This is a genomic window from Nocardia sp. NPDC058480 (assembly GCF_042720495.1).
Taxonomy (GTDB): Bacteria; Actinomycetota; Actinomycetes; order Mycobacteriales; family Mycobacteriaceae; genus Nocardia.
In genome coordinates this window covers 566,754-593,633 of the sequence record NZ_JBHXMN010000001.1, presented here as the reverse complement: position 1 = coordinate 593,633, position 26,880 = coordinate 566,754, and the positions used below count along the sequence as shown (strand labels likewise).

The following is a 26,880-nucleotide window of genomic DNA, read 5'->3' as shown; positions in this document are numbered from 1 at the left end:
GTGACCGGAGGCCCGCGCGGGGAGGTCGCGGAGCGATGCGAGCGCAGAACCAACTGGAGGTCTTCTTTTACCGCAGGAAAGATACCGTGCCGAGTGGGCATCGGCAATCCGGGCCACGCGGTCTGTAATTCGCCGAATATGCGCTGACACAACGACGATTCGTTCTGGTTTGTCAAGACCTACAACGCACGTCATCGAGAACACGACGTTCGGCGCGCCGAGTCCTCTCAGTACGTTCTCAGTCGGTCACGGCAAACTACACCACATGCGCATTCTGGTAGTCGACGACGATCGCGCGGTGCGGGAATCACTGCGCCGGTCACTGAGCTTCAACGGCTACACCGTCGACCTGGCTGTCGACGGTCTGGACGCACTGGAAAAAGTGACCGCGGCCAGGCCCGATGCCCTGGTTCTCGACGTCATGATGCCGCGCCTCGACGGCCTCGAAGTGTGCCGAAGGCTGCGCAGTACCGGTGACGATCTGCCGATTCTCGTTTTGACCGCACGCGATTCGGTGTCCGAACGCGTGGCCGGGCTCGACGCGGGTGCCGACGATTATTTGCCGAAACCTTTCGCGTTGGAGGAATTGCTGGCGCGTTTACGGGCGTTGCTGCGCCGGCGAACGCCCGATCCTGGTGAAGCGTCGGAAGCGATGGTGTTCGCTGACTTGTCGCTGGATCCGGTCACGCGCGAGGTTTCCCGCGGGATGCGCGCGATCAGTCTGACGCGCACCGAGTTCTCGTTGCTCGAGATGTTGATGGCCAATCCGCGCCGCGTGCTCACCCGCGGCCGAATCCTCGAAGAGGTCTGGGGCTACGACTTTCCGACCTCCGGCAACGCGCTCGAGGTCTATATCGGCTATTTGCGCCGCAAGACCGAGGCCGACGGCGAGGAGCGACTGATCCATACCGTGCGTGGCGTCGGGTACGTGCTGCGCGAGACCCCTCCGTAGGCGGGCGGCATGGCACACAAGGAACCCGCGGTCGCCGTGCTCGGCAGGCCGCTCGACGCGAGCGAGATGCGTCCGCCGACCCCGCTCACCCGCTCGGTGTCGCTGCGCTGGCGGGTGACGTTGCTGGCGGCGTCGGTGGTGTTGATCGCGGTCGCGGTGACCTCGATCGCGGCCTACGCGATGGTGGCGCGCGCGCTGTACGCCGATGTCGACGGCCAGCTCGAGGCCCGCGCGGCGACCATGATCAACAACAATTTCGAGACCGCGGGCTTCCAGTCGATCGTGCTGGCCGGGCTGTTCTCCAACGATGTCGGCGTCGCGCTGATCTATGCCGGTCACAAGCCGTACATGCCGCCCCAGCAGACGCTTCCGCCGGTCGGTGCCCAGGAGCTCGCGGTGGCCGACGGCAAGATCAACTCCTCGTTGCGCACCGTCGGCGACCAGCGGGTGCTCGCCGCGCGCACGAACAGCGGTGCGACGCTGATCATCTCGCAGAAGCTCTACCGCACCCGCGAGGTGCTCGATCAGCTGGCGTGGCTGCTGTTCGTGGTTGGCGCGTGCGGTGTCGTGCTCGCCGCGGCGGCCGGGACCGCGGTGGGCCGCACCGGTCTGCGCCCGATCGCGAGACTCACCGCGGCGACCGAGCGCGTCGCTCGCACCGACGATCTGACGCCGATCCCGGTGACCGGTGATGACGAATTGGCCAGGCTCACCGAGAGTTTCAACACGATGCTGCGGGCGCTGACCGAATCACGCGACCGCCAGCGCAGGCTCGTCGCCGACGCGGGCCACGAGCTGCGGACCCCGCTCACCTCGCTGCGCACCAATATGGAGCTGCTCATCGCCTCGGGCAGGCCGGGCGCGCCCCGGCTGCCGGACGAGGACATGGCCGAATTGCGCGCCGATGTGGTGGCCCAGATCGGCGAGCTGTCGACGCTGGTCGGTGACCTGGTCGATCTGGCCCGTGAGGACGCCCCCGAGACCGTCTACGAGCGGGTGGATCTCGGCGAGGTGGCCGAGCGCGCGCTCGAGCGTGCGCGGCGCAGGCGGGTGGGGATCACCTTCGTTGCCGATCTGGCGCCGTGGTTCGTCTACGGGCACGAGGCGGGCCTGGAACGGGCCGTCCTCAACGTCCTCGACAACGCGGCCAAGTGGAGTCCGCCCGACGCGGTCGTGCGGATCACCATGCGCCCTGGCGGCCCGGGATTGCTCGAACTGTCCGTCGGCGACGCGGGCCCCGGTATCCCCACCGGCGAACGCGAACTGGTCTTCGAACGTTTCTACCGCACGACCGCCTCGCGTTCGATGCCCGGTTCCGGGCTCGGGCTGGCCATCGTCAAGCAGGTGGTGACCAAACACGGCGGCACCATCGCGGTGGACACCTCCGATCGGGGCGGCGCGCTGGTGCGCATCGTGTTGCCGGGGGAGGCGCCGACCGTTCTCGACGAGTCAGCGGCCGAGTGATCGCCGGAGTCTCGGCGAACTGATAGTCCGATCTCAGGCGCCTCTCAGTAGCCGTCAGGAAGCTGGTCTGCAAGCGTGAGGAGACAGACACCATGACCGACGATCCCCAGCAGCACCCTGCTGACCACTTCGGCGGCCCCGCACCCTTCGGCGGCCAGATGCCGTTCGGCGGGCACCAGGGCGACCAAGCTCCCTTCGGTGGTCCTGGGCCTTTCGGGGGCCCGACGTCGTTCGGTGGTCAGCACCCGCAAGATGGTCCGGCGACGCACGGCGTCGCGCCGCAGGCATTCGGCCCGGCGCCGACGCCGCAGCGAAAGCCGTTGCGGCTCGGCCTGATCGCCGGTGCGACGGTATTAGCACTGGTCAGCGGTGGTGTCGGTGGCGTTGTCGGAGTGCTGGCCACCGATTCGGATTCCGCGCCGGTGACCAATGCGCTCGAGGCTCCCAAGCCCGCGGTGAACAATGTCGCCAACGCGCCGACCGGGTCCACTCAGGCGGTGGCGCAGCGGGTATTGCCCAGTGTGGTGATGATCAAGGTCGCGGGGAACCGGGCTTCCGGTGAGGGCTCCGGAGTGGTGCTGTCCACGGACGGGCTGATCCTCACCAATAATCACGTCGCCTCGGGCGCGGGCGCCTCGGCGACGATGGAAGTGGTGTTCAACGATGGCAGCACCGCGCCCGCCACGATGATCGGCGCGGATCCGGTCTCCGACCTGGCCGTTATCAAGGTCAGCGGCAAGACCGGGCTCACGCCGATCGAACTGGGCACCTCCGATGGGCTGGCGGTCGGCCAGCCCGTGATCGCGATCGGTTCACCCCTCGGCCTGGCAGGCACGGTCACCACCGGCATCGTCTCCGCCCTCAATCGCCCGGTCTCGACCAGCGGCGAGGGCACACCGAGCCAGGTGAACCCGGTGATCGACGCGATCCAGACCGACGCGGCGATCAACCCGGGCAACTCCGGCGGCGCGCTGGTCGATGTGCAGGGCAAGCTGATCGGCATCAACACCGCCATCGCCAGCCTCGGCGGCGAGGCGGCAGGCGGCACCCAGAGCGGTTCGATCGGCCTCGGCTTCGCGATCCCGGTGGATCAGGCGCGCCGGGTCGCCGACGAACTGATCAAGACCGGCCACGCCACCTATGCCCAGATCGGCATCAAACTGCTCGCGCGCGACACCGCCGCGCGCGTACTCGAGGCCACTCCCGACGGCCCCGCCGCCGAGGCGGGCATCCCCGCGGGCGCCGTCATCACCCGCCTCGGCGACCGTCCCATCGACTCGGGCGACGCGCTGATCGCCGCCGTCCGCTCACACCAGCCAGGAGACAAGGTGAAGGTGACTTACACCGACGAACAGGGCGGCAATGCCAAGACCGTCGAGGTCACGCTCACCGCGGCGGCGGCGGAAGGCGGCCGATGATGCGTTCGAACGCGAACCTGTCGTGCGTAGGCGCTACGGTGATGACCATGGACATCGATGCTCCCGTGGCAGGGCGCGCACTGGTTGTTGTCGTCGACGATCGGACGGCTCATGGCGGCGTGGATTCGTTCGGCCCGCTGGTTACCGAACTGCTCAACGAGGCGGGGTTCCTCGTCGACGCCTCGGTGACGGTGCAGGCCGAGGAGGTCGAGATCCGCAACGCCCTCAATACCGCGGTGATCGGCGGTGTCGACCTGGTGATCTCGGTCGGCGGCACCGGCATGTCGCCGCGCGATATCACCCCCGAGGCCACCACACAGGTGCTCGACCGTGAACTGCCCGGCATCACCGAGGCGCTGCGCGCGTCGGGCCGGGTGGCCGGCTCGCTCGATGCCGGTTTGTCGCGCGGCGTCGCGGGCATCTCCGGCAGCACCCTGGTGGTGAACCTGCCCGGTACCCGCGCGTCGATCCGCGACGGCATGGCCACCCTCGGGCCGCTGGCCAGCAAGGTGATCGGCGAACTGTCCGGTCTGGACGAATGACATCCGAGCCCCACGATGCGGTTCCCGGCCCCGATGATCGGGGCCGGGAACCTACGTCCGCGGAGGAGCTCCGGCGCAAGGCGGCCGAGGCGGCGCGGCTGGCGAGGATCTTCGGCGATGTGCTGCCGGAGACCACCGGTGACGAGCGCGGTGACCGATCCAGCGGCTCCGGCACCGACGAATGGTTACGGTCCCAGGTTCCGCCGCACCACGGGTGATCGTCCCGTTATCTACGTAGCCGCTACGTAATAGGCGGCCTTCTAAAAGCCGTTTTCGGCGCATGCGCGAACGGCGGACAAATACTCGAGACCACGCGAAAGCGTGGTCTTTTGTCGTTCGATGACCCAGATCGTTACCTGTGGACCAGTTCTGTCAAGACCTCATGACAGGGGCCTTCGCAACTACATCAATGCACGTCAAAGCATGTGGCGATGTACGAATGTGTGCCGTGCTTCACAGTGAAATTTACGAACTCTTTCGTTGCCGAATCAGTAGAACGGCGTTTAATGTTCGCCATTGAGCCACCAACTATCGGTCCCCGCAGTACCCCACCTCTGTGCGTTGAACCACCCGGTGGAGCCCTGGCTCGGGTTCGCTACACCGGCCCCGGCCGTATCGTCGAAATAACAGTTAGTTACGCAACGGCAACAAAGGGGCGACACACTGATCTGGGCCCTGTGAGGTCCATTTGTCCGGCTTCGAAAGTCGAAGTCGGCTGTTAGACACCTGATGAGGGGAAGTATGAGCGAGAACCGCACCACCGGTGTGCGCCGTGGCGTCCGTGCCGCGGGCGTCGGCGCTGCCGCGGCCGCCGTGGCCTTGGGCCTGCTGTCGACCGGTGCCGCCAATGCCGATACCTTCGTGCCGTTGCCGGACGGCCAGAAGGTCAGCCCTGCTGGCGTGACCATCACCCGCACCCACGAGTCCGCGCTGATCTCGCCGTCGATGGCCGCCAACGGCGCGGGACGCGTCGTCTGGGTCTCGGGCACCGCGATCGCCGAGGTCAACGAGACCCCCGAGGGCGAGGTCGGCCCCTGGAACGGCCCGACCGGCCGTCCCGGCTCCAACAACTCGTCAACGCACGGGACCTCCCAGCTGAACACCGGCTACATCGTCGGTTGCCAGGTGAGCATCGCCGATGACGCCATCGGCGCTGGTGTCTCCGGCGGAATCAGCACCGGCGGCGTGACCGCGGGCGGCTCCATCGGCGTCAACCTCGGCCCCGGTGAAGTGAAGTTCGTGCAGATCAGCTCGAAGGACATCCTGAAGGCCGGTACGTACGCGATCGACTACCAGGACGCGGAAATCGAGATCCAGGGCTGCGCCGGCTACGCGCAGGCCCGGGCGTACACCGTCGTCGAGGTCATCGGCGACAACTACTCGAAGACCACCCTGTACGGCATGCCGTTCAGCATCGGCTGACGTCTTTCGATCTGGCACGAATCTTCTTCTCGCTGCGGCGAACTCAATCCTCGAGGGACAAATCCTATGATCAACCGTAAGTTCATGGCGAAGGTGGCGGGCGTCAGCGCTGCGGCCACCGTGGCCGTCGGCCTGTTCTCCACGGGCGCGGCCAATGCCGATACCTTCGTTCCCCTGCCGGGTGGACACATCACCAAGGTGCTGTCCGACGGCACCGTCGTCGACATCTCCCTGGTCGGCGAATCCGCCAACATCAGCCCGTCGATGGGCTCCACTCCGGTCCACCGCAACGCGTGGGTCTCGGGTAGCGCTCAGGTCACCGTCTCCGACGGCGGCTCCGGCAAGATCTACCCGGGCTACACCGTGGGTTGCCAGGTCAACATCTCGGGCGGCGGCGTCTCCGGTGGCGGCGATGTGGGCAGCGACTGGGAAGGCAACGTCGATGCCGGCGTGAACACCGGCGGCGAGCTGTCGCTCGGCCCCGGCCAGTCGTCCTCGTTCTACATCCTCGACCGCGAGGTTGCCGACGACTTCGGCAACGAATCGCACAGCAAGAACAACAAGTTCAAGAACGGCTCCGGTTCGGTGACCTGGTCCGACACCACCATCGGCCTGAGCGGCTGCGCCGGCTACGCGCAGGCGCGTGCCTTCGTCTCCGTCGAGGTCGAGACCGACAACGTCATCTCCTGGGTGACGCTGTGGGGCGCTCCGTTCAGCCTCGGCTGATCTGTTCGCATCCCGAACTCGAAACGGGCCGGTCGCTACGGCGACCGGCCCGTTTTGTTGTGCGTTCAACGTCGTAGCACTGGACAATGCGAGTCCGTCTCATTATGTTGAACCCGAATCGACTGCCCCGGCAGTCGAACTCATCTTGCGTTTTCGTTCGCCGATCGGCTGAGAGTCGCGCCGATCAGGTGACGACCAGCTTCTCGATCCACCTCCCGGCAGGGCGCATCTGTCCTGTTGCCAGCGGTGCTTGTCCCTTGTGACACACCCCAGCTGGGTCCGGGCGCAACACAGATATCGACCTCGATGGTCGAGGTCGGATTTGCGTACACCTCGAGGGGAAGAATGAGCGAGAACCGCACCAACCGCGGGCGCCGCGCCGCATGGAGCGCAGGCGCCGCAGTGGCCGTGACGATCGGCCTGTTGTCGGCCGGTGCTGCCAACGCGGACACCTTCGTGCCGTTGCCGGACGGCGAGAAGCTGGGCCCCGGCGTTACTTTGAGCCGGCACGGCGAGCATGCCATCGTCTCCCCGTCGCTGGCCGCCAACGGCGCTGGTCGCGTCGTCTGGGTGTCGGGCCATGCCCGTGCCGATGTGCAGGTCACGCCGGAGGGCGAGGTCGGGCCCTACAACGGACCTTTGAACCGTCCCGGCTCCAACAATTCTTCGACGCACGGCGCGTCGCAGCTGAACCACGGCTACATCGTCGGCTGCCAGGTCAGCATCGGTGACGAAGCGGTCAGCGCCGGGCTGTCCGGTGGCGTGTCGACCGGTGGTCTCAGCGCCGGTGGATCGGTCGGTCTGAATCTCGGTCCCGGCCAGGTCGCGTTCGTACAGATCGACGCCAAGGACATTCTGAAGCCGGGTGTCTACTCGGTCGAATACCAGGATGCCGAGATCCAGATCCAGGGCTGCGCGGGCTACGCCCAGGCGCGTTCGTACTCGGTGGTCGAGATCATCGGTGACCACTACTCCAAGACCACCCTGTACGGGCAGCCGTTCAGCATCGGCTGATCGCGCGAGAAGAACCGAAACTTTCGCTCGTTCACACGAATTCACCCTCGAGAGGGCAACTGTGATGATCAATCGTAAGAGCATCGCGCGCGCGGCAGGTTTCACGGCCGTGGCGACCGTTGCGTTGGGCTTGCTCTCCACCGGCGCGGCAAACGCCGACACCTTTGTTCCGCTGCCGGGTGGTCATATCACCAAGACGCTGTCCGACGGCACCGTCGTCGACATCAGTCTCGTCGGTGAATCCGCCAATATCAATCCGTCGCTGGGATCTACTCCCGCGCACCGCAATGCCTGGGTTTCCGGAAGCGCGCAGGTGACGGTATCCGGTGACGGTGGCGGCAAGATCTTTCCGGGCTACACCGTTGGCTGCCAGGTGAATATCGGCGGCGGCGGTGCGACCGGCGGTGCCGAGGGATCCCAGGACTGGCCCGACGGTCAATACTGGGACGATCCCGAAGGTAGCGTCTCGACCGGAGGCGAACTCTCGCTCGGCCCCGGCCAGTCGAAGTCCTTCCACGTTCTCGACCTCGAAATGGCGGACGACTTCGGCAATGAAACCCACAAGACCCGCAACGCGTTCAAAGGCGGGTCGGGTTCGGTGACCTGGGCTGACGAGACCATCGGCCTGTCCGGCTGCGGCGGCTACGCCCAGGCTCGTTCCTTCGTGAGCGTCGAGGTGGAAACCGACAATGTCATCAGCTGGGTGACCCTCTGGGGCGCACCCTTCAGCCTCGGCTGACCGAATAAGACTGTCGGACAACAAGATCGGGGCCTACTCGAGGGAGCGGGCCCGATCTCTGTGTCACGGAAGCCGATTCAGTATGTCCGTTCGCCGTCGGCGTCCGGCTGCGGTTGGGACATCGAGCTGTGCTTTCCGTCCGAGCGGCCGCGCTGCTCGGCCAGCAGGTCGCGAATCTGAATGAGCAGTTCGTTTTCGGTGAGGCTTTCGTCGGCGTTGGAGAATCGCTTCTTCATCCTGGTCGCGGGGATGACCAGGATGAAGTAGAGGATCGCCGCTACCAGCAGGAAGTTGATCGCCGCGGTGATGATCGGCCCGACCTCGATGAAGGTGGCCGGTTTATCCGCGATGAGCTGGAAGCCGAGCCCCATCTCGTTCGATCCGCCGAACACCGCGAGCAGCGGATTGATGATCCCGCTGGTGAACGCGGTGACGATCGCGACGAACGCCGTGCCGATGACGACGGCGACCGCAAGATCGACCACGTTGCCGCGGAGCAGGAAATCCCTGAAACCTTTGAGCATGCCGATGCCTCCTTCGTACAGGAGCCGGCCGGGGCGCTGGGCTCCATATCGAATGTGCGAAACGGTGGTGCTTGGTTCCTGACTGATGCTAATCAGGGTTTCGGCAAATTTCTCGCGAACTTCGACGTGGGCGTGCGATGAACCAGGTCAATGCAGGACAACAGTCAGTGCTGTGCGCAGCGACGCACCGGCCACAGCGGTGGCGTATTCGGTATCCAGCGCGACCAGGACCACCCGTTCCGCCCCTCGTCGATCGCCTGTCGCGGTGATGAGAACAACCGCCGCATCAGTGGCCAAGGTGCGCGCGGGCCTGCTCGCCCCGGGAGCGCCCGCATCCTCGACACCGACGACATCGACCCGATCGCCCGCCCGCAACACATCGGCCACCGCGGCATCGGCCAACCGGATCGGCACGATCCGCGCGTCGGCACTGCCCGCGGCGGCCGCGGCCAGCCGTGGGCCGACGACCCGCAGATCGGTGAACGTTTCCCCGGCATACATGGCGCCGGTCAAGGTCGCGCCGAGCAGGGGAGCGGTCCTACTGACGGAACCTGTTGGCAGCGAACGGGATTCGTGATGATCGACGCGCAGGTCGTCGGCGGTGAGCAGCCGGCCCGGCGCGAGATCGTGGGCGGCGACCACCACCGCGACCCTGGCACCGCCGGGATCACCTCGCACGAACAACACGACGGCGGCCACGGCCAGTACCGCGGCGGCGATGCGCCGGGCCAGCAGCGCATCGGCCCAGGCCGGACGATTACCGAGGGCGAAACGCCAGGAACTGCCACGTCCCAGGTCGGCGAGACTGCGAGTCATGAGCGAAAGCGTAGAACCGTGGCAGTGCGGAAAAGCCGTCGAAACCCCCGCCTGTGGATAACCGCGGGGCTGTGGATAACTTTCGAAAAGTCAGCTGGCGGCGGCCGGAGCAGAGCTGGTGCTCGCACTCGACGATGAATCTGCGTTGCCGCTGGATCCGTTGCTGCTGCTGGTGCTGCCGCTCTCGGACGAGGTCTTAGCCGGTTCGCTCGCGGTGGACGCGCCACCACGGCTGTCGGTGCGGTAGAAACCGCTGCCCTTGAACACGATGCCGACCGAGTTGAACAGCTTGCGCAGCTTCCCGGAGCACTGCGGGCATTCCGTCAGCGTGTCGTCGGAGAAGGACTGAACGATGTCGAAGCGGTTGTCACACTGGGTGCACGCATACGAATAAGTTGGCACAGGATCCTCCGCAAGTCTCTCGTCGATCTAGCACTCTACCGCCGACACTGCCAACGTCGCGAATCGCCGTTTCATTCCGGCGAAACGGCGAGGTCGCGGCCCAGCTGTTCCAGCCCGCCACCTGGGGTGAGCGCCCAACCCATTCGCCGGTCGTGCGGTTCCTCGGGAAGCAGGTCGACCAGTTCATTGTCCCGTACAACGGCGATGAGGCGCACGTCGGCGCGTGCCGCGCCGAGCGTCCGGTCGTAGTACCCGGCACCACGCCCGAGCCGTACCCCGCGCCGATCCACCGCGAGGGCCGGAACCAGGATCGTCGAGGCTTCGGTCACCACCCCAGGTGGCAGCGCCTCGGTGGCCGGTTCGAGCAGGCCGTAGCGGGCCTTGCGCAGTGAATCCGCGCCCTCGTAGCGCGCCCAGCTCAGCGGACCCGGCTCGCCGGTCACCGGCAGCAACACCGTGGCGCCGCGTGCGCGCAGCATGTCGAGCATGCGTAGATCGCCCGGTTCGCCGCGGACCGGGACATAGGCGCACACAATGTCATCGGCCCCGGCCAGGCGGGCTGCCGAGGCAGCGAGCGCGGCCGCGTCAACGGCGTGTTCGGCGGAGTCCACCTGTGCGCGAGTGGCCAGGATCTCGGCACGCCACGCATATTTGGTGCGCTCACCGGGCATCTCCACAGCGACCACCATAGTCTGCACAGGCGCGTAGCGATCCGATGTCCTTTGCGCACGGCCGGAATGAAGGCGGCGGTACGCGCCTAAGCTCTTGCCGACGCCGGATCGTCGCGTGGAGGCGATCGGACGGCACTGAATGGATAGGGTATGCGCATGACAGACAAGACTTCCGGTTTCCGCACTGCGGTGGTACCCGCGGCCGGACTCGGGACGCGGTTTCTGCCTGCCACCAAGACGGTGCCGAAGGAATTGCTGCCGGTGGTCGACACCCCCGGTATCGAGCTGGTCGCCGCCGAGGCCGCCGAATCCGGCGCCGACCGGCTGGTGATCGTCACCTCGCCCGGCAAGGACGGCGTGGTCGCCCACTTCGTCGAGGATCTCGTGCTGGAGAGCACCCTGGCCGCGCGCGGGAAATTCGCGCTGCTGGAGAAGGTTCGCAAGGCCCCGGCATTGCTCGATGTGACCTCGGTCGTGCAGGAGGAGCCACTGGGCCTCGGCCACGCCGTCGCCCAGGCCGAATCCGTTCTCGACGACGACGAACTGGCCATCGCCGTCCTGCTGCCCGACGATCTGGTGCTGCCCTGTGGCGTGCTCGAGACGATGAGCCGGGTCCGCCGCGAGCGCGGCGGCTCCGTGCTGTGCGCCATCGACGTACCGAAATCCCAGGTCAGTGCCTACGGCGTCTTCGACGTCGAGGAATGCGCCGGCGGCGCGGAGACCGACGTGCTGCGCGTCAAGGGCATGGTCGAGAAGCCCGACCTGGCCGACGCGCCGTCGACCCTGGCCGCCGCCGGTCGCTATCTGCTCGACCGGGTGATCTTCGACGCACTACGCCGGATCGAGCCGGGCGCCGGCGGGGAACTACAGCTCACCGACGCCATCGCTCTGCTGATCGCCGAGGGGCATCCGGTGCACGTGGTGGTCCACCGTGGGTCGCGCCACGACTTGGGCAACCCGGGCGGTTATCTTCGAGCTGCCGTGGATTTCGCCCTCGAGCGGGAGGAATACGGCCCGCAACTGCGCGAGTGGCTGAAGTTCCGGCTCAGTCTGGAGTGGGATCCACAAGCGCCCGTCGCCTAACGCGGCTAGGTTCACCGCCGACATAGATTCAGGAGCTCGATGCGCTCGGTTGAGGATCAGCTGATCAAGGTCACCGCGGCTGCGGTCGCACCCCGGCCGGTCCGGGTGGCGATATCCGAAGCCCAGGGTTTGCTGTGCGCGGAGGACGTCGTCACCGAGCGGCCGCTGCCCGGCTTCGATCAGGCCGCCATCGACGGGTACGCGGTGCGCAGCGTCGACGTCACCGCCGCGGGCACCGATGTGCGCGATGAGGAGGGCGAGCTGATCGACCTCACCCTGCCGGTGGTCGGCGAGGTGGTGGCCGGTTCGCGCCAGCCCATCCGATTGCAGCCGCGCCAGACCGTGCGGGTCGATACCGGCGCGCCGATGCCGACCCTGGCCGACGCGGTGCTGCCGGTGGAATTCACCGACGGTGGGCGGGCCAGGATCAAGGTTTTCGAGCCGGTTCGCTCGGGCGACTATGTCCGCCGCATCGGTGACGACGTGCAGCCAGGTGACGTGGCGGTGCGGGCGGGCACCATCATCGGCGCGGCCCAGGTCGGCCTGCTCGCCGCGGTCGGCCAGGACAAGGTGCTCGTGCATCCGCGTCCCCGCCTGTCGGTGATCTCCATCGGTGGCGAGCTGATCGACATCGACCGCACGCCCGGTCCCGGCCAGGTCTACGACGTGAACTCCTATGCCCTGGCGGCCGCCGCGCGTGACGCGGGCGCCGATGTGAACCGGGTCGGCATCGTCAGCGCCGATCCGCGCCGGCTGCGTGACGTGGTCGAAGGACAGCTGGTGCGCTCGGAGGTCGTGGTGATCGCGGGCGCGGTCGGCGGCTGGGCGTCGGATCAGGTGCGCGAGGCGCTCGACGGGCTCGGCGAGCTGGAAGTGGACCGCGTGGCGATGCATCCGGGGTCGGTGCAGGGTTTCGGTCGGCTCGGCCGCGACGAGGTGCCGACCTTCCTGCTACCGGCGAATCCGGTGAGCGCGCTGGTGGTGTTCGAGGTGATGGTGCGTCCGCTCATCCGGATCGCGCTGGGCCGTCGTCAGCCGATGCGCCGAATTGTCAGCGCCCGCACCATCACTCCCGTCACCTCGATGCCGGGCCGCAAAGGTTTCCTGCGCGCGCAACTGCTGCGCGACGAGGCGACGGGCGACTATCTCGTGCAGCCGCTCGGCAACGGCAACGCGGGTTCCTCGCATCTGCTGGTGACCCTCGCCGAGGCGAACAGCCTGATCGTGGTGGAGCCCGACGACACCGATTTCCGCACCGGTGACGAGGTTCAGGTCGCGTTCCTGGCGCAGCGCGGCTGACAAGTGGAGTCCATGAACGTATTCCGGGCCGGCCAGCATCCCGGATGGCCTGCTCGGCTCGGCCCGGTGCGCGTGGCGGGCGGCACGGTGACCCTGCGGCCGGTGCGTTTTCGCGATGCCGCCGCGTGGAGCCGGATCCGGCTGCGCGACCGCGACCACCTCGAGCGCTGGGAACCGACCGGACGCGGCAGTTGGGAGGCGCGCAATCACGCGTCGAACTGGCCGTCGCTGTGGACGAGCCTGAAGGCCGAGGCCCGGCGCGGGGCGATGATCCCGCTGGTCATCGAGGTCGACGGGCAGTTCAGCGGTCAGCTCACCATCGGCAATATCGTGCGCGGCGCGCTGCGGTCGGGCTGGATCGGCTACTGGGTGGCCAAGGATCTCGGCGGCCAGGGTGTGGCGACCGCCGCGCTCGCGCTCGGCCTCGACCACTGCTTCGGCCCGGTCGGCCTGCATCGCGTCGAGGCGACGGTACGGCCGGAAAACCTTGCCAGCCAGGCGGTTCTGCGCAATGTCGGCTTCCGGGAAGAGGGCATGCTGCGCCGCTACCTCGATGTCGACGGTGCGTGGCGCGATCACCTACTGGTCGGACTGACCGTCGAAGAGGTTATGGGCACTGTGGTGGATCGCCTGGTCAGGGAGGGTCGGGCGGCGCAGCCGTGAAATTTCTGTTACTCATGTGGCAGGTGTGCACGGCGCGCCTGCCACACGGACGCGTCTGCCCGAATTAACCTACGGACGTCAGTGGTGCGTCCACGGATGGACAACACGTTGGTGGGGACGGGAGGTGATGACCGCGATGCCGAATTCGATCCTGTGGATCGGACTGGTGGTGCTGTGGGTCTTCGTCCTGTTCCCGATCCTGGCGGACCGGCACCCCCGGATCCGCCGCACCACCGATGCCGCGCTCGCCACACGCGTGCTGCACCGTGGCGGGGCCGAACGACGGATCCGCATCGGCGCGGCAGGCGGTCACGAGAGTGACCCCGACTACCGACCCCGTGTGCTTCGCAAGCGCTCCCACCGAACTGATTCGGAGGATCGGATGACGACCGAAGAGCCCGTCACCGAAGATGACGACGAAAAGCTGACCCCCACAGTCGAACTCGAGGCAGCCGAAACCGAGGTGGACACCGACGACGTCGGAGTGTCAACCGCGACAGCCGATCCCGATGACGAAGAGACAGAAGACGCTGCGGCGGAACCACTCTCGGTCGAAGTCGATGAGGAGCCGCCCGTCGCCGCGCGCATCCCACCCGCGCCACCGGCCCGGCTCGACGACCTCGTTGCCCCCGACGCCGAGTTCGACGATGACGACGACTTCACCCCGTCGCGTCGCGGTCGCGGCGGCTACGACCCCGAGGCCGACGCCATCGCCAGCGCCGCCCGCTACAGCTTCCGTCAGCGCGCGGTCATGGGCCTGATCATGGGCATGATCCTGTTCGCCGCGTTCGGGCTGCTGCTCAACTCGATGTTCTGGTGGGCGTGCGGGTTGTCGGCCGCGGTGCTCACCGGTTACCTCGCCTACCTGCGCAAGCAGGTCCACGTGGAGGAGGAGATCCGTCGTAGGCGCGCGGCCCGCCTCACCCGCGGCATGCGCCAGGAAGCCGCCGAAGCCACTCCCGAAGCGGCCAACACCCGTCGCACCATGGACCGCGACACCGCACGCGCCCTGCGCCGCCGCTCCACCCTGCTCGACACCGACGACGAGGACCCGAGGTTCGAGTTCCTCGAAATCTTCGATCCGGCCACTTCTCGCGCACTCCGCAACCGGGTCGAAGACCTCGGTCAAGCCGTCGGCGAGTAACTGGTGCAACCACGCAAATCAGCAGGTCAGAGTACCGATTCGGTATCGGGGCGCAACCCCTGATACAGTGTCACAGCGCGGTTCACCAGGGCCGCACGGGGCTATAGCGCAGTTGGTAGCGCGTCTCGTTCGCATCGAGAAGGTCAGGGGTTCGATTCCCCTTAGCTCCACACAAGAAGGGCCCGGTCACCGACCGGGCCCTTTCTTTGTGTGTGCCGTTATCCCTGCCAGAACGGCGAGCACTCCGGGATGTTCCACATCGCGGACTCGCCCGCGCTCAGGGTTCCGTACTCGAGCAGTGTCTTGATCTGACACGTCAGGGACCGGCTGTCCAGTGAACCGGTCGACGAACCTGAATCGCCCGCTGCGGCGAAGGCCGCTGAGGGCGCTCCGGTCGCCAGCGCCACGGCCGTAGCCGCCACCACCACACCACGTACCAACTTCGACATCCGTCGTCCCTTCTCCGCGTACAGCTGTGCGGCACGAACCTTAGGCGCGATAACGATCGACTACATGCCCCCAATTACTGTGGTGCACCGCCGACGGCTGAAACGATTGATGAATAAATACCGGCGAGTAAGAGGGTTTTCCATTTCTAAGCCCCTGATATTCAGGGCTTGACTGTCTGTGTGAACGGTGCCGAATGGCAATGTGAAACCTTCATTTTGCCGCATAGCGGGGTTTGACTTATTCACCCATGGTCTAAGCCGTAATCTCGGTCACATCGGTAACGCTGTCCAGGTAATAGCCGATACACCGAAAATGGCATTTACTGTGCAGGTCGGCGCATTTGCGGACCCTGCTGAATGGCAGTAACGTTTCTGTAAAGCACATGATCCGCGCAGGACCGCGAGCGCCCGCGCTCACAAAGTTCGCTGCCGGGGAGGAATCGTTTCACCAGCGAACAGATGTGACGCCACCACGGGAGGGGGCGTCGAACGCGTCTGTTGGAAAGCATCAGAGGCAGTTCATGACAGCGGTCATCGAGGCTCGTACCGAGCCCGACGAAGTACCGAATACTCACCCGTCGTTCGCTTTTCGTGGCGTCGCGCTGATCGCTTCGATCGCCGCGATCGCGCTGACGGTGACGGCGGGTCGCTACGAATTCTTCGGCGACGAGCTCTATTTCCTTTCCGCCGGACGACGACTCGACTACACCTACGCCGATCAGGGCGTTGTGGTGCCGCTGTTCTCGTGGATCGCCGATCAGCTCGCACCGGGATCGGTGACGGCACTGCGGTTCCCGGCGGTCGTGATGGGCGTGGGTGCGATCGTGGTGTCGGCGCTGATCGCCTACGAACTCCGGGGCAGCCATCGTGTCCAGCTGCTCGCCGCGGGCACCTACGCAACGTCCTACCTGCTGGCCACCCAGGTCGTGCTGAGTACCTTCTCCTTCGATGCCACCCTCACGGCCGTGATCACCTGGTTGTTCATCCGGTGGGTGCGTACCCGGCAGGACTGGCTCCTTGTCGTGGCGGGACTCGTTGCCGCCGTTGACATGCAGGTGAAGTGGATGATCCCCATCGTCTGGGCGTGCCTCGGTGTGGCCGTCATCCTGTGTGGTCCCCGGGAGATACTGCGTCGTCGCGCACTGTGGGTAGCGACCGGCATCCTTGCGATGTCAGCGATTCCGATTCTCTATTGGCAGTCGCAGAACAACTGGCCGCAGTTGGCCATGGGCCCGATCATCGGCGCGGAGCAGGACGCCACCGGTTACGGTCCGCCGGGATTCCTCCCGCAATGGATCGGCTTGGCGGGTTTCCTCGGCGCATTGCTGATCGCGATCGGATTCTGGGCTGTTTTCAAGCAGGAATCGTTGCGGCCATATCGTTTCATCGCGGTCGCGTTGGTGATCATGACCACGTTCGTCATCATCACGCATGGCCGACCTTATTATCCGACGGGCTTCTTTCCCGCCATGTTCGCGCTCGGCGCTGTCGGCCTGTGGCAGTACGACCGGAAACGGTGGATGAATCTGGCGTTGGTTCCGATCGTCGCACTTTCGGCGCTGACATTCATCGCGACGATCACGGTCACCCCGCTGCCTTCGAGTTGGCGCACTGAGGCCGAGAACGCCATCGATCTCGGCATTCGTTCGGCGTTCTGGGGAACCACCAATTGGTCGACCATGGTTTCCGGTGTCGACGCCGGTTATGACACGTTGACGCCCGACGAGCAGGCGAACGCGGTCGTGATCGCCCAGGGTTATTGGCAGGCAGGCGCCGTCGAGCAATTCGGCGGGCAATACGACCTGCCCGACACCTACAGCCCGAGCCGAGGGTTCGGCTTCTTCGGCCCGCCACCGGACTCGACGACCTCGGTGATCTACCTCGGACTCGACACCGCCGAGCCCGAACTGCGCGCCCGTTTCACCGAGGTGGAGCGCGTAGCGCACCTCGACGATCCGATGGGCATCCCCGGTATCGACCGCATGACCGCCGTCTGGGTGTGCAAAGGTCCGAAGCAGCAGTGGTCGACCCTGTGGGACTCGATGACCACGCTGTACTTCGACCTCGGCCTCTGGCGAGACCATCGGGCCACCAGCAGGCCCACGCACTGAGCCACGAAGCCTGAAACGACGAACCCCCGGTCGCGAACGCGGCCGGGGGTTCGTCGTTCGAGCCAGTGGTCAGTTCTTGACCAGCTCCGGCTCGTCCGCGGCGTCCTGCACGGGCGCGGCGTGCGGGTCGGCTGCCGCGCGGTTCGGCAGCAGGACCGCCATCACGATCACGACCAGGGCCAGCAGGGCCGAGATCAGGAAGGCCAGGCGCATGCCGTCGAGGGTTGCCTCGGCCGGTGCGGTGCCCGCGTCGATGAGCGAGGTGCTGCGGGCCGACATGACGGTGACCACCAGGGCGGTGCCGAAGGCGGCGGCCACCTGCTGGATGGTGCCCAGCATCGAGCTGCCGTGCGAGTACAGGCTCATCGGCAGCGCGCCGAGACCCAGGGTGAACACCGGGGTGAACGCCGCGGCCAGCGACACCATCATCAGGATGTGCAGGCCGAGCAGCTGCCAGTACGGCATGTCCGTCGAGATCTGGGTGAAGCCGGCCAGCGAAGCGGTGATGCCGATCGAGGCCGGGATCACCAGGGCACGCCCACCGAACTTGTCGAACAACTTGCCGACGGTCGGGCCGAGCAGACCCATCGCCAGACCACCCGGCATCACCAGCAGGCCGGTCTCCAGCGGGCTCAGCCCGCGCAGGTTCTGCAGGTACAGCGGCAGCAGGATCATCGAGCCCATCATCGCCAGGAACGCGATCGACATCAGGACCAGCGCCTTGGTGTAAGTGCCATGCCGCAAGACCCGCAGATCCAGCAGCGGGGTGCCCTTGCGCTGCAGGCTGAGCTGACGCAGCGCGAACGCCGCGATCAGCGCGACACCACCGGCGGTGATCAGTGCCGCGGTGGCGTAGCTGTCACCGTGGAACTTGCTCAGTCCGAACACCAGTCCACCGAAGCCGAGGGCAGCCAGTGCCACGCTGGGCAGGTCGAGTGTGCCCGGCTGCGGCTCGCCGACGTTCTCCAGCTGACGCAGACCCAGCCAGGTGACCAGACCGGCGATCGGCAGCATCACCACGAACAGCAATCGCCACGATTCGATGCCGGGGATGTCGATCTGCAGGATCACCCCGGAGATGACCGGGCCCATGGCGGGCGCTACCGAGATGGCCAGGGTGACGTTGCCCATCACGCGGCCACGGTCCTGCTCCGCCACGACGGTCATCAGGGTGGTCATCAGCAGCGGCATCATCACCGCGGTACCACCGGCCTGGATGACGCGACCGATCAGCAGCACGGCGAACGTCGGCGCGAGTGCCGAGATCACGGTGCCCACGATGAACACGCCCATCGCGGCCGCATAGGCCTGCCGGGTCGTGACCCGCTGCAGGAACCAGCCGGTGGTGGGGATGATCGCGGCCATCGTGAGCATGAACGCGGTGGAGACCCACTGCGCGGCGACCTCAGTGACGTGCAGGTCGCTCATCAACCGCGGGATCGCGTTGATCATGATGGTTTCGTTGAGGATGACGACGAAGGTCGCGAGCACCAGCACCCGGATGACGGTCGGTGTCTTGCCCTTCGTCGTCGGCATGGATAGATCGGCTGGCATCGGGGTGACCTCCGGGGAACAGGGGGAACGGCGGGGCGTGAGCTGTGGCCCGATGCCGAGTCGACGACGTCCCGGCACCACACGAGAAAAGACGGATTCCGTCTGTCCAACTCATCGGGCGCAGGTCAGTATTCCGGTCGGGTCCGACACAAATCACATGGTTTTTCGGATGCCCAGTGATCGAAACAGGGTGAAAGGTGCAGGTCCGAGGAGTATCGGACCCAATCTTGCACCCGATGGTGAGCCTGGTCACTGCCCGATCTCGACGGATGATGTGTCGCGTGTTTCGGGATATACAGACCGGGTCGCGGGGTATACCGGATGGGTGACTGCATCGAGAACGTGGCTTGCTGTGGTGTGCGCGATTGTTGCCGCTCTCGGAGGTGCGAAGGCATCGGCCGATCCGGGGGCGTATGTGGCGGGGGAGGCGCCGCTGGGTGGCAGGTCCGCTCAGATCGATGTGTACTCGCCCGCGATGGGGCGGGTTATCCAGAACAACGTGATCAAGGCGGCGGGGGCCGGGGCGCCCACGTTGTATCTGCTCACCGGGGCCGGTGGCGGGGCGGACGGGATCTCGTGGTGGGAGGACACCGACGTACGCGATTTCTTCGCCGACAAGTTCGTGAATGTGGTGATGCCGGTCGGCGGCGCGTTCACGCTGTACACCGACTGGATTTCCGATGACCCCGGCGTCGGCCGGGTGCGGTGGGAGACCTATCTGACGCAGGAGTTGCCCGGGGTGATCGACGGCGCGCTCGATACGAATGGGCGCAATGCCATCGCCGGAGTTTCGATGAGTGCGTCGTCGGCCTTGGACCTGGCTATTCAGAGTGGCTCGCGGTTTTCCGCGGTGGCGGCGCTGAGTGGTTGCCCCTGGGCCTCGGACCCGCTGGGAATCGCGATGGCCAGCGCGCAGGCGGTGCGTGGCGGTGGGAATCCGGGAAACATGTGGGGGCTGCCCGGTGGGCCGGGGTGGCGGGAGCACGATGTGTTCGCCAATGCCGGACGGCTCGCGGGCAAGACGATCTTCCTGTCCGCCGCGACGGGCTTGCCCGGCGCGCACGACCGTGGTTTGCCCATGCCACCGATCGAAACTCTCGCGGGAGCGTGCACGGCCGCTTTCGCCGGGCGGCTCGCACAGTTGGGGATTCCGGCCGTGCACGTACACCGGCCGACCGGGTCACACACCTGGGGGCAGTTCGAGGCCGACCTGCATGAAGCCTGGCCGCATCTGGCCGCCGCTATCGGGTGAGAAGCAGTCCCAGGCAGGTTTGACGCTGTGTTTATTGGCGCGCTGGCGCGCGCGTGTCCGCGGCCCCAAGGGGCCGCCGGTCAGCGCTCGAGACTAGAGCCTGCGGCTCAGCGCTTTCGAGCGCTGACCGGCGACCCGGCCGCGGACCGGCCACTTCGTGGCCGTCCCTCCCTAAGGGTCGGGAGTGCGGTGGGTGGGTTGGGTGGGTTGTTGAAGACGGGGATTGGCTGGGGTGTGCTGTGTGGTCGGGAGTGTGGGGGATGAGTTGGGTGGGGTGTGTAATGCGGGGACTAGCTGGGGTTTTGGGGTGTTGCTCGGGGTTTGGGGGAGGGGGTTGTTGGGTGGGTTGTTCTGGCGGGAGCGGCGGAACCACCACTGCAGCAACGCGATGCCGATCAGGGCCAGTAGGGCGGTGGTGAGGCTGATGGACAGGCCGGGTGGGCGCCAGGTGACTGTGAGGGTCGCGTTGTGGGTGCCGGGCGGAATGTCCACCGCGACAAAGGTTCCCGCGACTGCACGGATGGGGATTTCGCTGTTGCCGAGGGTGGCTGTGTAGCCGGGCCAGGCCAGGCGGGACAACACGACCCGGCCGCCGGTGCCGGACGAGACGGTGGCGCGGTTGGTGAGGCCTGCCTCGGGCATGACGGTGGCGTGGACGCCGGATTCGTGGGCGATCAGGTCGCCGGGGGAGGGCAGCGGGTTGACTCGTTCCAGCACCCAGATCTGGTGTTCGTGGCCGGGGTGGTGGACGAATCGCCAACCGGCGGGGGCAGGTTGGGTGCCCGCGTTGGGATACTGACTGCGTTGCAGGACAACGCGATCCAAACGCATCAAGTCGACGATCGTTCTGTCGGTAGACGGTTCGACAGCGAAGACGCGCTTGTACGCGTCGGGGCAGGTGCCGCCGTCCCACGCCATACACAGCAACCCGGCGAAGGCCGCGTGCCCGACGGGCGTATACCCGTTCACGTAGTGCAGGCCGAGGTTCTTGGCATAGCTGCCCAGCGCGATGGAGCCGTAAGTGCCTGCGAGAGTTCGCTCTTCGTCGCGCACCATGATCCGGTCGGCCAATTGCAGTGTGCGCCCGCCGAAATCGGGGAACGCGTCCCTCATCTCCGAGCGCCGTTCAGGGAATCCATAGGACATCGGGGTCTCCGGCGCCGACGCTACCTGGACGAACGCGATCGGGAACGTCGCGACAATCGTCAGCACCGCCGCGGCGGCGATCCCGCGAGTGCGCGCCAGCCACACCACCCCGGCCCCGAGCCCGACCACCACGAATACCGCGATCGCATGCCGTTCGACGAGTTTCGGTGCGGCGGAGAACGATCGGATGAACAGCAACGCGATCAGCACACCCGCCGCCGCGTACCGCCGCCGCGACGAAGCGAAATCCCCGTAGCGACTGATCAGCACACACACCAGCACCAGCAGTGCGATCGCGAGCATCGGCAACACCCGCGCGGGCCACCGCAGTGGACCGATCGCGCCCGGACCGGCCGTCCACATCAGGGTCGCCACCGCGAACAACGCGATCCCGCTCCACGAAGCGGCGGCGCGCGCGGCGGCCTTCCAGTCGATGAACGCGAGCGCCGGAATCACGAACCACGCGATATAGACCATCGGTAGTGGCTGCACATGCCCCCACCACGCGGTGAACGCGGGCACGGTGCTCGGCAGGCTCGCATTGAGCGATTCCGACCACGGCACGGTCAGGAAGGGGTCGTTGTGGATGGTGGAGACGTCACCGCGCCAGGTGGCCTGCGAGGACAGCAGGATCGGCAGGTTCGCGATCATCGACGCGAGCACCGCGAGCGCGGCGGCGCCGAGCATCCGCAGCACCGGCGCCCACCTGCGCTGATACAGGTACTCACCCGCGGCCACGGCGGCGATCATCAACCCGGATTCGACGGCGGGAAAGGCATATTGGATGGTCAGCGCCAGATACAGGAACACGAACATCGGGATCGGCCCGGTGCGCCCGCGCGCGTAGAGCACGGCCGAGGCCCACGCGTGCACCAGCCAGGCGGTGCCGGTCTGCGAGGTGAACCAGCTGGCCTCGTCGAAGAACAGGAACCAGCCGCTGAACGGAAACGCCACGCCGGCGACCGCGGCCCATGGCGCGCGGGCACCGTAGGCCAGGCAGATGCGAAACACGCCGAGCGCGGCGATCGCGGAGAACACGAACTTCACGGCGGTCGCGTACAGCGCGAGATTGTCGAACGAGGGCGCCAGCAGGTACACCAGCAACTGCGCGGGGTTGTAGAGCCCGGCCTCCTCGAGGCTGTAGTTGCCCGCCATCCATTCCCACGGCACCATCGCCGGGAATCGGCCCGCCCGCAATTCGGTCCCGAGCAACTGCCACATCGGCACGTATTGCGCCTCGGTGTCGTCGGTATAGAAGTGTCGCGAATCCCCCAGTAGCACAGCGAGATACCCGACCAGCACCGCGGCGATGACGATACCGGCCCAACGCACGACTTGTTTTCGCGGTTCGAGCGCCGCGCGTACCCACACGAGCGCGGGAGCTTAGGGCATAGAGATGAATCGAACAATAGCGCCCGGTCTCCACGCCGTAGTGGTGGACGTTTGTCCAGCTCAGATATGGTTAGGGTGGGTGTTTGATAGCATGACGCAACCCGAGCAGGACCCTTCGAGAGAGTCATCAATTGCAGTTCGAAATCGTGGAACGGGACGAGACCTGGGTGGCCGGGCTTCCGGTCCGCAGTCCCAAACGCGCGCTCGGTGAGCTGCGCGACCGTGACCTCGAAGCGGCGTGGTCGGCAGTCTTGCATCAGGATCTGGGCGGGCCACTGGCCAGCGCCTACACCGACTACACCGGCGAGCTGAGCACCTACAACACCCAGATCGTGGGTTATCAGTGCGATTCGCTCGATCAGGTCACTCGTGGACATCTAGCGGCTCGGCTGCCGCGCGGCAGCTACGCGCGCTTCTCCTCGGTCGGTAACTTCCCGCGGGTGATGACGGATCTGTGGACCCAGATCGCCTACGCCGAAGAGCACAATCAGATCAAGCGCACCTTTACCGGCGATTTCGAGTGCTACCCGCACGCCTACAAGATCGACCTGTACCTGGCGGTCGATCCGCGATGACCTATTCGATCGTGGTCCGTGGCGCGGCGTTGTACGGCGGCCTGGCGGTGCCACGGGTGCACCCGAGCTTCAAGGTGAGCAACAGCGACCTGATCGAGTTTCTCAAGGACCGGCTGCGCGACCGGCCCGGCACCGGTGAACCGCTGCACACGATCTACGTGCCCGACCCGGCGGGCAACTGGAACGCGTTGGTCGCGCGTGAATTCGCGAATCCGGCCGACGTGCCGGTCGGCGATCTCATGCTGCGTGTGCCCAAGGGCATCTACGCCCGGTTCGCGCCCAACGGCGACTATCACGACCCGGTGGAAGACGTATGGGCCCAGGTCGACGACGCGACGGCATCGGCCGAGATCTCCCGCGCCTACCGCGAGGAGATCGAAGTGTGGCACGGCCCCGACACGGTGGAACTGTTCGTGTCGATCACTGTAGATAGCTGAAAGTTAGCCGAATTCGAACCGATCGGTCTTGACTCGGTCACCTTTCGTGCATTCACCCACTCTGAGCTGGGGTTATTTCAACTGGCTCAGGAGGTTACCGGAAAATTAGCCACTCGTATGGTGCATTCCTGCTGAATGACGGATACTGCGTAGGAAAACTTTGGCTGGTCGGACAAAGCCGACGCGGGTGTAGGTACGGAGTTGTATGAGGGTGTCGGCTCACACCGGCTCGGATCACCGGGTGGTTGGCGCGAATGCGGGCGGGTTGCGGTACCTCGACAGCGTGTCCGGATGTCATGTCCGCGTCTGTTCGCCCGAGGAAGATCCGGCACTGTGGAATCAGTACCTCGAGGGTGCGCTGAATGGTTACCGGCACTACGGAGTTCAGGACGCGCTCGATATCGAGTCCCTCGCCGACGGCCGTTCGACGACTGCGTTCCTCGTCGCGATCGACCCCGACGGCTCGGTGGTGGCCGGCGTGCGCGCGCACGGGCCACACGCGACCGCCGATGACATCCCCGGGTTCCACCCATGGATCGGCACTCCCGGCGAGGCCGCGTTGCGTTCGTCCGTCGAAGCCAAGGTGCCGAGCGGAGTCGCCGAATCCAAGGGTGGCTGGTCGACCCGGTCGGTCCCGCGCAGACCGGAACTCGGCGCGCTGGTCGCCCGCGGCGTCGTGCACGTCACCTGGCTGCTCAACGTGCGGTACGGCTTCGGCGTGAGCCCCCTGCACCAGCTCGAGTCCTATCGATCGAGCGGCGCGCGACCCGATCCCGGCATACCCGCCGTGTCCTACCCGGACGAGCGGTACACCACCGTGCCGGTGTGGTGGGATCTGTCCGATCTCTCGGCGGCGACGCAGGCGCAGCGCGAGCTGATCGCCGCCGAACGCGCGCAACTGCTCGAAGCGCGACGCCCATGATCCGAGATCTCGCTCCCGCCGACATCTTTCGTCCGTCGGTGCTCGATGCCGGTGTCCCCGCCGACGCGGCTGAGCTGGCCCGGCTGCGGGAACAACCGGGCCTCTCGGTGATCGACCTGCGTCCTGCGATGCGATCGGAGCTGGCCCGGCTCAAAGCCGCACCCGATGCGGATCCGGCCGATGATCGCTGGGTGTACTACCCGTGGCGGTCGTCGCTGGTGGCCATTGTCGGTGCCACCGCGTTCCGCGCGATCAGGCAGGACCGCAACCGGAACAAGCTGACCATCGCCGAGCAGCGACAGCTTCGTGGGCAGTCGGTCGGCATCATCGGGCAGAGCGCGGGGCACGAGATCGCCTACGTCGTCGCGCTGGAGGGCGGCTGCGGGCAGCTGCGGATCGCCGACTTCGACACCGTCGAACTGTCGAATCTGAATCGGATTCCCGGTGGTCTGTTCGATATCGGGCTCAACAAATGTGTCGTCACCGGTCGGCGGATCGCCGAACTCGATCCGTACCTGCCCGTCGAGATCTTCCCGGCCGGTGTCGACGAGTCCTCGATGGACGAATTCCTGACCGGTCTCTCGGTGGTTGTCGAGGTCTGCGATTCCCTCGATGTGAAGCTCACCGCGCGCGAGGTGGCACGGCGGCACCGGATCCCGGTGCTGATGGAGACCAACGACCGAGGTCTGTTCGACGTGGAGCGATTCGATCTCGAGCCCGATCGGCCGCCGTTCCACGGCCTGCTCGGCGATACGACGAGAACTGACCTGCGCGGATTGTCGAACAGGGACAAGGCCCCGCACGTGATGCGGATCCTCGATCCCGATCAGCTCTCGGCCCGGCTCGCCGCCAGCCTCACCGAAATCGACGAGTCGGTCACCACCTGGCCTCAGCTCGGCAGCGATGTCGGGCTCGGCGCGGCCATCATCGCCACCGCGGTGCGCCGGATCGGTCTGGACCAGGCGCTGCCGTCCGGTCGAATTCGCGTCGATCTGGAGCGCGAGCTCAACGCACTCGGCGAGCCCGCTCGAGGTGACCGGATATTCACGGCCGACGCCGCGCCGCTGGTCGAGCTCGACGAGCCGCACACCCCGATCGCCCGCATTCTGCACGGCATCGAACGCGCGCCGTCGGGCGGCAACGCGCAGCCGTGGGCGGTGCGCTCGGACGGCTCCGCCGTGCACCTCGCCGTCGACCAGGCACGCACTTCCGGGATGGATATCGGATTCCGTGGCAGTGCGGTGGCTCTCGGCGCCGCCCTCTACAACGCCCGCGTCGCTGCCGCAGCTCAAGGTTTGCTGGGGACGCACGAGATCGTGCTCGGCGGTGCGGCTCCGGTGTCGGCCGTCCTGCATCTCGGTGCGCGCGCCGACCCGGAATTGGCCGCCGATTACGCGGGGATGCTCGCCCGCGCCACCAACCGGCACCTCGGCGACGGCAGCCCACTCGGGCCGGAAGTGCTTGACACACTGGCTGCTTCGGCGGCGACAGAAGGTGCGCTGGTGCGCGGGGTCGTCGATCGCGCCGAGCTGAGCGAGGCCGCGGAACTGCTTGCCGAATCCGACCGTGTCCGCTACCTGACGCCCCGCTTGCACGCGGAGATGTTCGGCGAATTGCGCTGGCCCGCTGATGATTTGCGTACCGGACTCGATCTGCGAACCATGGAACTGGCCGCCGACGAGCACGCCAAACTGCATATCGGCGGGCGCGCCGACGTGATGGCCTACCTGCGGGATTGGTCCGGCGGTGCGGCGCTCGGTGACTACGCGCGCCAGCGGATTTCGTCCAGTTCCGCGCTGATCGCGGTCACCTGCCCCGTCGGGACAGACGCCGATCTGACCGATTATGTGCGCGGCGGTTCTGCCGTCGAGCGTGTGTGGATTGCCGCGCAGAAGCTGGGCCTCGCGGTCCAGCCGATGTCGCCGGTTTTCCTCTACGTCCGGGACGACAACGATTTGCGCAACGTATCGGCAGGATTCACAGATACACTGGCCTCGATCCACAAACGGTTCTCCGCACTGATGGGAATTCCCGGGCACGAGACGGTCACGGCAGTATTACGACTGAGCTATGCGCCCGCGCCGACAGTGTGGAGCGCCAGGCTCCCGGTACTCGGTTCAGGGAACTGACAGATAGCACGATCGGAGAAACGGTGCCTCGGCG

The 26,880-nt window shown here is 66.4% G+C and carries 26 protein-coding genes and 1 tRNA gene; 20 read left to right on the top strand and 7 right to left on the bottom strand.

Annotated elements, in window-relative coordinates; genetic code table 11:
* The first annotated feature begins 265 nt into the window (after positions 1 to 265).
* The 9 genes from ACFWO8_RS02825 (at position 266) to ACFWO8_RS02785 (ending at position 8,277) form a co-directional block, all read left to right on the top strand.
* Positions 266 to 952 (top strand): response regulator transcription factor, encoded by a 687-nt coding sequence (locus ACFWO8_RS02825; RefSeq protein ID WP_378940820.1) that lies wholly within the window; start codon positions 266 to 268, stop codon positions 950 to 952.
* 9 nt (positions 953 to 961) lie between these two features.
* The gene (locus ACFWO8_RS02820; RefSeq protein ID WP_378940818.1) at positions 962 to 2,416 is read left to right on the top strand and encodes an ATP-binding protein; all 1,455 of its coding nucleotides are present in this window, start codon (positions 962 to 964) and stop codon (positions 2,414 to 2,416) included.
* A gap of 92 nt (positions 2,417 to 2,508) precedes the next feature.
* The gene (locus tag ACFWO8_RS02815) at positions 2,509 to 3,834 is read left to right on the top strand and encodes a S1C family serine protease (protein ID WP_378940816.1); all 1,326 of its coding nucleotides are present in this window, start codon (positions 2,509 to 2,511) and stop codon (positions 3,832 to 3,834) included.
* Entirely contained in the window at positions 3,834 to 4,376 is a 543-nt protein-coding gene (locus tag ACFWO8_RS02810) for a molybdenum cofactor biosynthesis protein B (RefSeq protein ID WP_378913396.1), read from the top strand. The genes ACFWO8_RS02815 and ACFWO8_RS02810 overlap by 1 nt, the downstream gene beginning before the upstream one ends.
* Positions 4,373 to 4,594 (top strand): hypothetical protein, encoded by a 222-nt coding sequence (locus ACFWO8_RS02805; RefSeq protein WP_378940814.1) that lies wholly within the window; start codon positions 4,373 to 4,375, stop codon positions 4,592 to 4,594. The genes ACFWO8_RS02810 and ACFWO8_RS02805 overlap by 4 nt, the downstream gene beginning before the upstream one ends.
* A gap of 523 nt (positions 4,595 to 5,117) precedes the next feature.
* Complete coding sequence (locus ACFWO8_RS02800; protein WP_378940812.1) at positions 5,118 to 5,798, top strand: MspA family porin; 681 nt, start codon at positions 5,118 to 5,120, stop codon at positions 5,796 to 5,798.
* 66 nt (positions 5,799 to 5,864) lie between these two features.
* Positions 5,865 to 6,524, top strand: a complete 660-nt coding sequence (locus ACFWO8_RS02795) for an MspA family porin (RefSeq protein ID WP_378940811.1) — start codon at positions 5,865 to 5,867, stop codon at positions 6,522 to 6,524.
* Between the two features lie 345 nt (positions 6,525 to 6,869).
* Positions 6,870 to 7,538 carry an MspA family porin gene (locus ACFWO8_RS02790; protein WP_378940809.1) on the top strand — a complete coding sequence of 223 codons (669 nt, stop codon included), beginning with the start codon at positions 6,870 to 6,872 and terminating at the stop codon, positions 7,536 to 7,538.
* Positions 7,539 to 7,602: 64 nt separating this feature from the next.
* The gene (locus ACFWO8_RS02785) at positions 7,603 to 8,277 is read left to right on the top strand and encodes an MspA family porin (RefSeq protein WP_378940808.1); all 675 of its coding nucleotides are present in this window, start codon (positions 7,603 to 7,605) and stop codon (positions 8,275 to 8,277) included.
* Positions 8,278 to 8,354: 77 nt separating this feature from the next.
* On the opposite strand, the gene mscL is transcribed toward ACFWO8_RS02785, so the two are convergent.
* From mscL to ACFWO8_RS02765, 4 genes are all read right to left on the bottom strand, one after another.
* The gene (gene mscL / locus ACFWO8_RS02780; RefSeq protein WP_378940806.1) at positions 8,355 to 8,801 is read right to left on the bottom strand and encodes a large conductance mechanosensitive channel protein MscL; all 447 of its coding nucleotides are present in this window, start codon (positions 8,799 to 8,801) and stop codon (positions 8,355 to 8,357) included.
* A 147-nt stretch (positions 8,802 to 8,948) separates the two neighbouring features.
* Positions 8,949 to 9,617: an SAF domain-containing protein gene (locus ACFWO8_RS02775; RefSeq protein ID WP_378940804.1), complete on the bottom strand. Its 669-nt coding sequence runs from the start codon at positions 9,615 to 9,617 to the stop codon at positions 8,949 to 8,951.
* Between the two features lie 90 nt (positions 9,618 to 9,707).
* The gene (locus ACFWO8_RS02770; protein WP_378940802.1) at positions 9,708 to 10,019 is read right to left on the bottom strand and encodes an FmdB family zinc ribbon protein; all 312 of its coding nucleotides are present in this window, start codon (positions 10,017 to 10,019) and stop codon (positions 9,708 to 9,710) included.
* Between the two features lie 71 nt (positions 10,020 to 10,090).
* Complete coding sequence (locus ACFWO8_RS02765) at positions 10,091 to 10,690, bottom strand: 5-formyltetrahydrofolate cyclo-ligase (RefSeq protein ID WP_378943091.1); 600 nt, start codon at positions 10,688 to 10,690, stop codon at positions 10,091 to 10,093.
* Between the two features lie 156 nt (positions 10,691 to 10,846).
* Here ACFWO8_RS02765 and ACFWO8_RS02760 point away from each other — a divergent pair, with 156 nt between their 5' ends.
* The 5 genes from ACFWO8_RS02760 (at position 10,847) to ACFWO8_RS02740 (ending at position 15,049) form a co-directional block, all read left to right on the top strand.
* Positions 10,847 to 11,773 (top strand): UTP--glucose-1-phosphate uridylyltransferase, encoded by a 927-nt coding sequence (locus ACFWO8_RS02760; protein WP_378940800.1) that lies wholly within the window; start codon positions 10,847 to 10,849, stop codon positions 11,771 to 11,773.
* A 39-nt stretch (positions 11,774 to 11,812) separates the two neighbouring features.
* Positions 11,813 to 13,072 carry a gephyrin-like molybdotransferase Glp gene (gene glp, locus ACFWO8_RS02755; protein WP_378940798.1) on the top strand — a complete coding sequence of 420 codons (1,260 nt, stop codon included), beginning with the start codon at positions 11,813 to 11,815 and terminating at the stop codon, positions 13,070 to 13,072.
* A gap of 12 nt (positions 13,073 to 13,084) precedes the next feature.
* Complete coding sequence (locus tag ACFWO8_RS02750) at positions 13,085 to 13,735, top strand: GNAT family N-acetyltransferase (RefSeq protein ID WP_378940797.1); 651 nt, start codon at positions 13,085 to 13,087, stop codon at positions 13,733 to 13,735.
* Positions 13,736 to 13,871: 136 nt separating this feature from the next.
* Positions 13,872 to 14,879 (top strand): gephyrin-like molybdotransferase receptor GlpR, encoded by a 1,008-nt coding sequence (gene glpR, locus ACFWO8_RS02745; RefSeq protein ID WP_378940795.1) that lies wholly within the window; start codon positions 13,872 to 13,874, stop codon positions 14,877 to 14,879.
* Between the two features lie 97 nt (positions 14,880 to 14,976).
* Positions 14,977 to 15,049 (top strand) — tRNA-Ala (locus ACFWO8_RS02740).
* Between the two features lie 48 nt (positions 15,050 to 15,097).
* On the opposite strand, the gene ACFWO8_RS02735 is transcribed toward ACFWO8_RS02740, so the two are convergent.
* The gene (locus ACFWO8_RS02735; RefSeq protein WP_378940793.1) at positions 15,098 to 15,328 is read right to left on the bottom strand and encodes a hypothetical protein; all 231 of its coding nucleotides are present in this window, start codon (positions 15,326 to 15,328) and stop codon (positions 15,098 to 15,100) included.
* 521 nt (positions 15,329 to 15,849) lie between these two features.
* Here ACFWO8_RS02735 and ACFWO8_RS02730 point away from each other — a divergent pair.
* Complete coding sequence (locus ACFWO8_RS02730; protein ID WP_378940791.1) at positions 15,850 to 17,439, top strand: ArnT family glycosyltransferase; 1,590 nt, start codon at positions 15,850 to 15,852, stop codon at positions 17,437 to 17,439.
* 69 nt (positions 17,440 to 17,508) lie between these two features.
* Here ACFWO8_RS02730 and ACFWO8_RS02725 read toward each other — a convergent pair whose 3' ends face one another.
* Positions 17,509 to 18,993 (bottom strand): MDR family MFS transporter, encoded by a 1,485-nt coding sequence (locus tag ACFWO8_RS02725; RefSeq protein WP_378940789.1) that lies wholly within the window; start codon positions 18,991 to 18,993, stop codon positions 17,509 to 17,511.
* A 325-nt stretch (positions 18,994 to 19,318) separates the two neighbouring features.
* Here ACFWO8_RS02725 and ACFWO8_RS02720 point away from each other — a divergent pair, with 325 nt between their 5' ends.
* Complete coding sequence (locus tag ACFWO8_RS02720) at positions 19,319 to 20,245, top strand: alpha/beta hydrolase (RefSeq protein WP_378940788.1); 927 nt, start codon at positions 19,319 to 19,321, stop codon at positions 20,243 to 20,245.
* A gap of 171 nt (positions 20,246 to 20,416) precedes the next feature.
* On the opposite strand, the gene ACFWO8_RS02715 is transcribed toward ACFWO8_RS02720, so the two are convergent.
* Positions 20,417 to 22,723 (bottom strand): hypothetical protein, encoded by a 2,307-nt coding sequence (locus tag ACFWO8_RS02715; protein ID WP_378940786.1) that lies wholly within the window; start codon positions 22,721 to 22,723, stop codon positions 20,417 to 20,419.
* A gap of 191 nt (positions 22,724 to 22,914) precedes the next feature.
* Here ACFWO8_RS02715 and ACFWO8_RS02710 point away from each other — a divergent pair, with 191 nt between their 5' ends.
* From ACFWO8_RS02710 to ACFWO8_RS02695, 4 genes are all read left to right on the top strand, one after another.
* Positions 22,915 to 23,358: a GyrI-like domain-containing protein gene (locus ACFWO8_RS02710; protein WP_378940785.1), complete on the top strand. Its 444-nt coding sequence runs from the start codon at positions 22,915 to 22,917 to the stop codon at positions 23,356 to 23,358.
* The gene (locus ACFWO8_RS02705; protein ID WP_378940784.1) at positions 23,355 to 23,795 is read left to right on the top strand and encodes an AraC family transcriptional regulator; all 441 of its coding nucleotides are present in this window, start codon (positions 23,355 to 23,357) and stop codon (positions 23,793 to 23,795) included. The genes ACFWO8_RS02710 and ACFWO8_RS02705 overlap by 4 nt, the downstream gene beginning before the upstream one ends.
* Positions 23,796 to 24,036: 241 nt before the next feature.
* A complete protein-coding gene (locus ACFWO8_RS02700) occupies positions 24,037 to 24,717 on the top strand; it encodes a hypothetical protein (RefSeq protein ID WP_378940782.1) in 681 nt (226 codons plus the stop codon).
* Entirely contained in the window at positions 24,714 to 26,846 is a 2,133-nt protein-coding gene (locus ACFWO8_RS02695) for an Rv1355c family protein (RefSeq protein WP_378940780.1), read from the top strand. The genes ACFWO8_RS02700 and ACFWO8_RS02695 overlap by 4 nt, the downstream gene beginning before the upstream one ends.
* The last annotated feature ends 34 nt before the right edge of the window (positions 26,847 to 26,880 follow it).

Excerpts from the sequence above, each read along its gene's own strand:
- ACFWO8_RS02730 (WP_378940791.1), top strand. The coding sequence starts at position 15,850 with ATGACAGCGGTCATCGAGGCTCGTACCGAGCCCGACGAAGTACCGAAT.
- ACFWO8_RS02775 (WP_378940804.1), bottom strand. The coding sequence starts at position 9,617 with ATGACTCGCAGTCTCGCCGACCTGGGACGTGGCAGTTCCTGGCGTTTC.
- ACFWO8_RS02725 (WP_378940789.1), bottom strand. The coding sequence starts at position 18,993 with ATGCCAGCCGATCTATCCATGCCGACGACGAAGGGCAAGACACCGACC.
- ACFWO8_RS02750 (WP_378940797.1), top strand. The coding sequence starts at position 13,085 with ATGAACGTATTCCGGGCCGGCCAGCATCCCGGATGGCCTGCTCGGCTC.
- mscL (WP_378940806.1), bottom strand. The coding sequence starts at position 8,801 with ATGCTCAAAGGTTTCAGGGATTTCCTGCTCCGCGGCAACGTGGTCGAT.
- ACFWO8_RS02810 (WP_378913396.1), top strand. The coding sequence starts at position 3,834 with ATGCGTTCGAACGCGAACCTGTCGTGCGTAGGCGCTACGGTGATGACC.
- ACFWO8_RS02765 (WP_378943091.1), bottom strand. The coding sequence starts at position 10,690 with ATGCCCGGTGAGCGCACCAAATATGCGTGGCGTGCCGAGATCCTGGCC.
- ACFWO8_RS02735 (WP_378940793.1), bottom strand. The coding sequence starts at position 15,328 with ATGTCGAAGTTGGTACGTGGTGTGGTGGTGGCGGCTACGGCCGTGGCG.
- ACFWO8_RS02785 (WP_378940808.1), top strand. The coding sequence starts at position 7,603 with ATGATCAATCGTAAGAGCATCGCGCGCGCGGCAGGTTTCACGGCCGTG.
- ACFWO8_RS02820 (WP_378940818.1), top strand. The coding sequence starts at position 962 with ATGGCACACAAGGAACCCGCGGTCGCCGTGCTCGGCAGGCCGCTCGAC.
- ACFWO8_RS02790 (WP_378940809.1), top strand. The coding sequence starts at position 6,870 with ATGAGCGAGAACCGCACCAACCGCGGGCGCCGCGCCGCATGGAGCGCA.
- ACFWO8_RS02805 (WP_378940814.1), top strand. The coding sequence starts at position 4,373 with ATGACATCCGAGCCCCACGATGCGGTTCCCGGCCCCGATGATCGGGGC.
- ACFWO8_RS02695 (WP_378940780.1), top strand. The coding sequence starts at position 24,714 with ATGATCCGAGATCTCGCTCCCGCCGACATCTTTCGTCCGTCGGTGCTC.
- ACFWO8_RS02815 (WP_378940816.1), top strand. The coding sequence starts at position 2,509 with ATGACCGACGATCCCCAGCAGCACCCTGCTGACCACTTCGGCGGCCCC.
- ACFWO8_RS02795 (WP_378940811.1), top strand. The coding sequence starts at position 5,865 with ATGATCAACCGTAAGTTCATGGCGAAGGTGGCGGGCGTCAGCGCTGCG.
- ACFWO8_RS02800 (WP_378940812.1), top strand. The coding sequence starts at position 5,118 with ATGAGCGAGAACCGCACCACCGGTGTGCGCCGTGGCGTCCGTGCCGCG.
- glp (WP_378940798.1), top strand. The coding sequence starts at position 11,813 with ATGCGCTCGGTTGAGGATCAGCTGATCAAGGTCACCGCGGCTGCGGTC.
- ACFWO8_RS02825 (WP_378940820.1), top strand. The coding sequence starts at position 266 with ATGCGCATTCTGGTAGTCGACGACGATCGCGCGGTGCGGGAATCACTG.
- ACFWO8_RS02705 (WP_378940784.1), top strand. The coding sequence starts at position 23,355 with ATGACCTATTCGATCGTGGTCCGTGGCGCGGCGTTGTACGGCGGCCTG.
- glpR (WP_378940795.1), top strand. The coding sequence starts at position 13,872 with ATGCCGAATTCGATCCTGTGGATCGGACTGGTGGTGCTGTGGGTCTTC.
- ACFWO8_RS02760 (WP_378940800.1), top strand. The coding sequence starts at position 10,847 with ATGACAGACAAGACTTCCGGTTTCCGCACTGCGGTGGTACCCGCGGCC.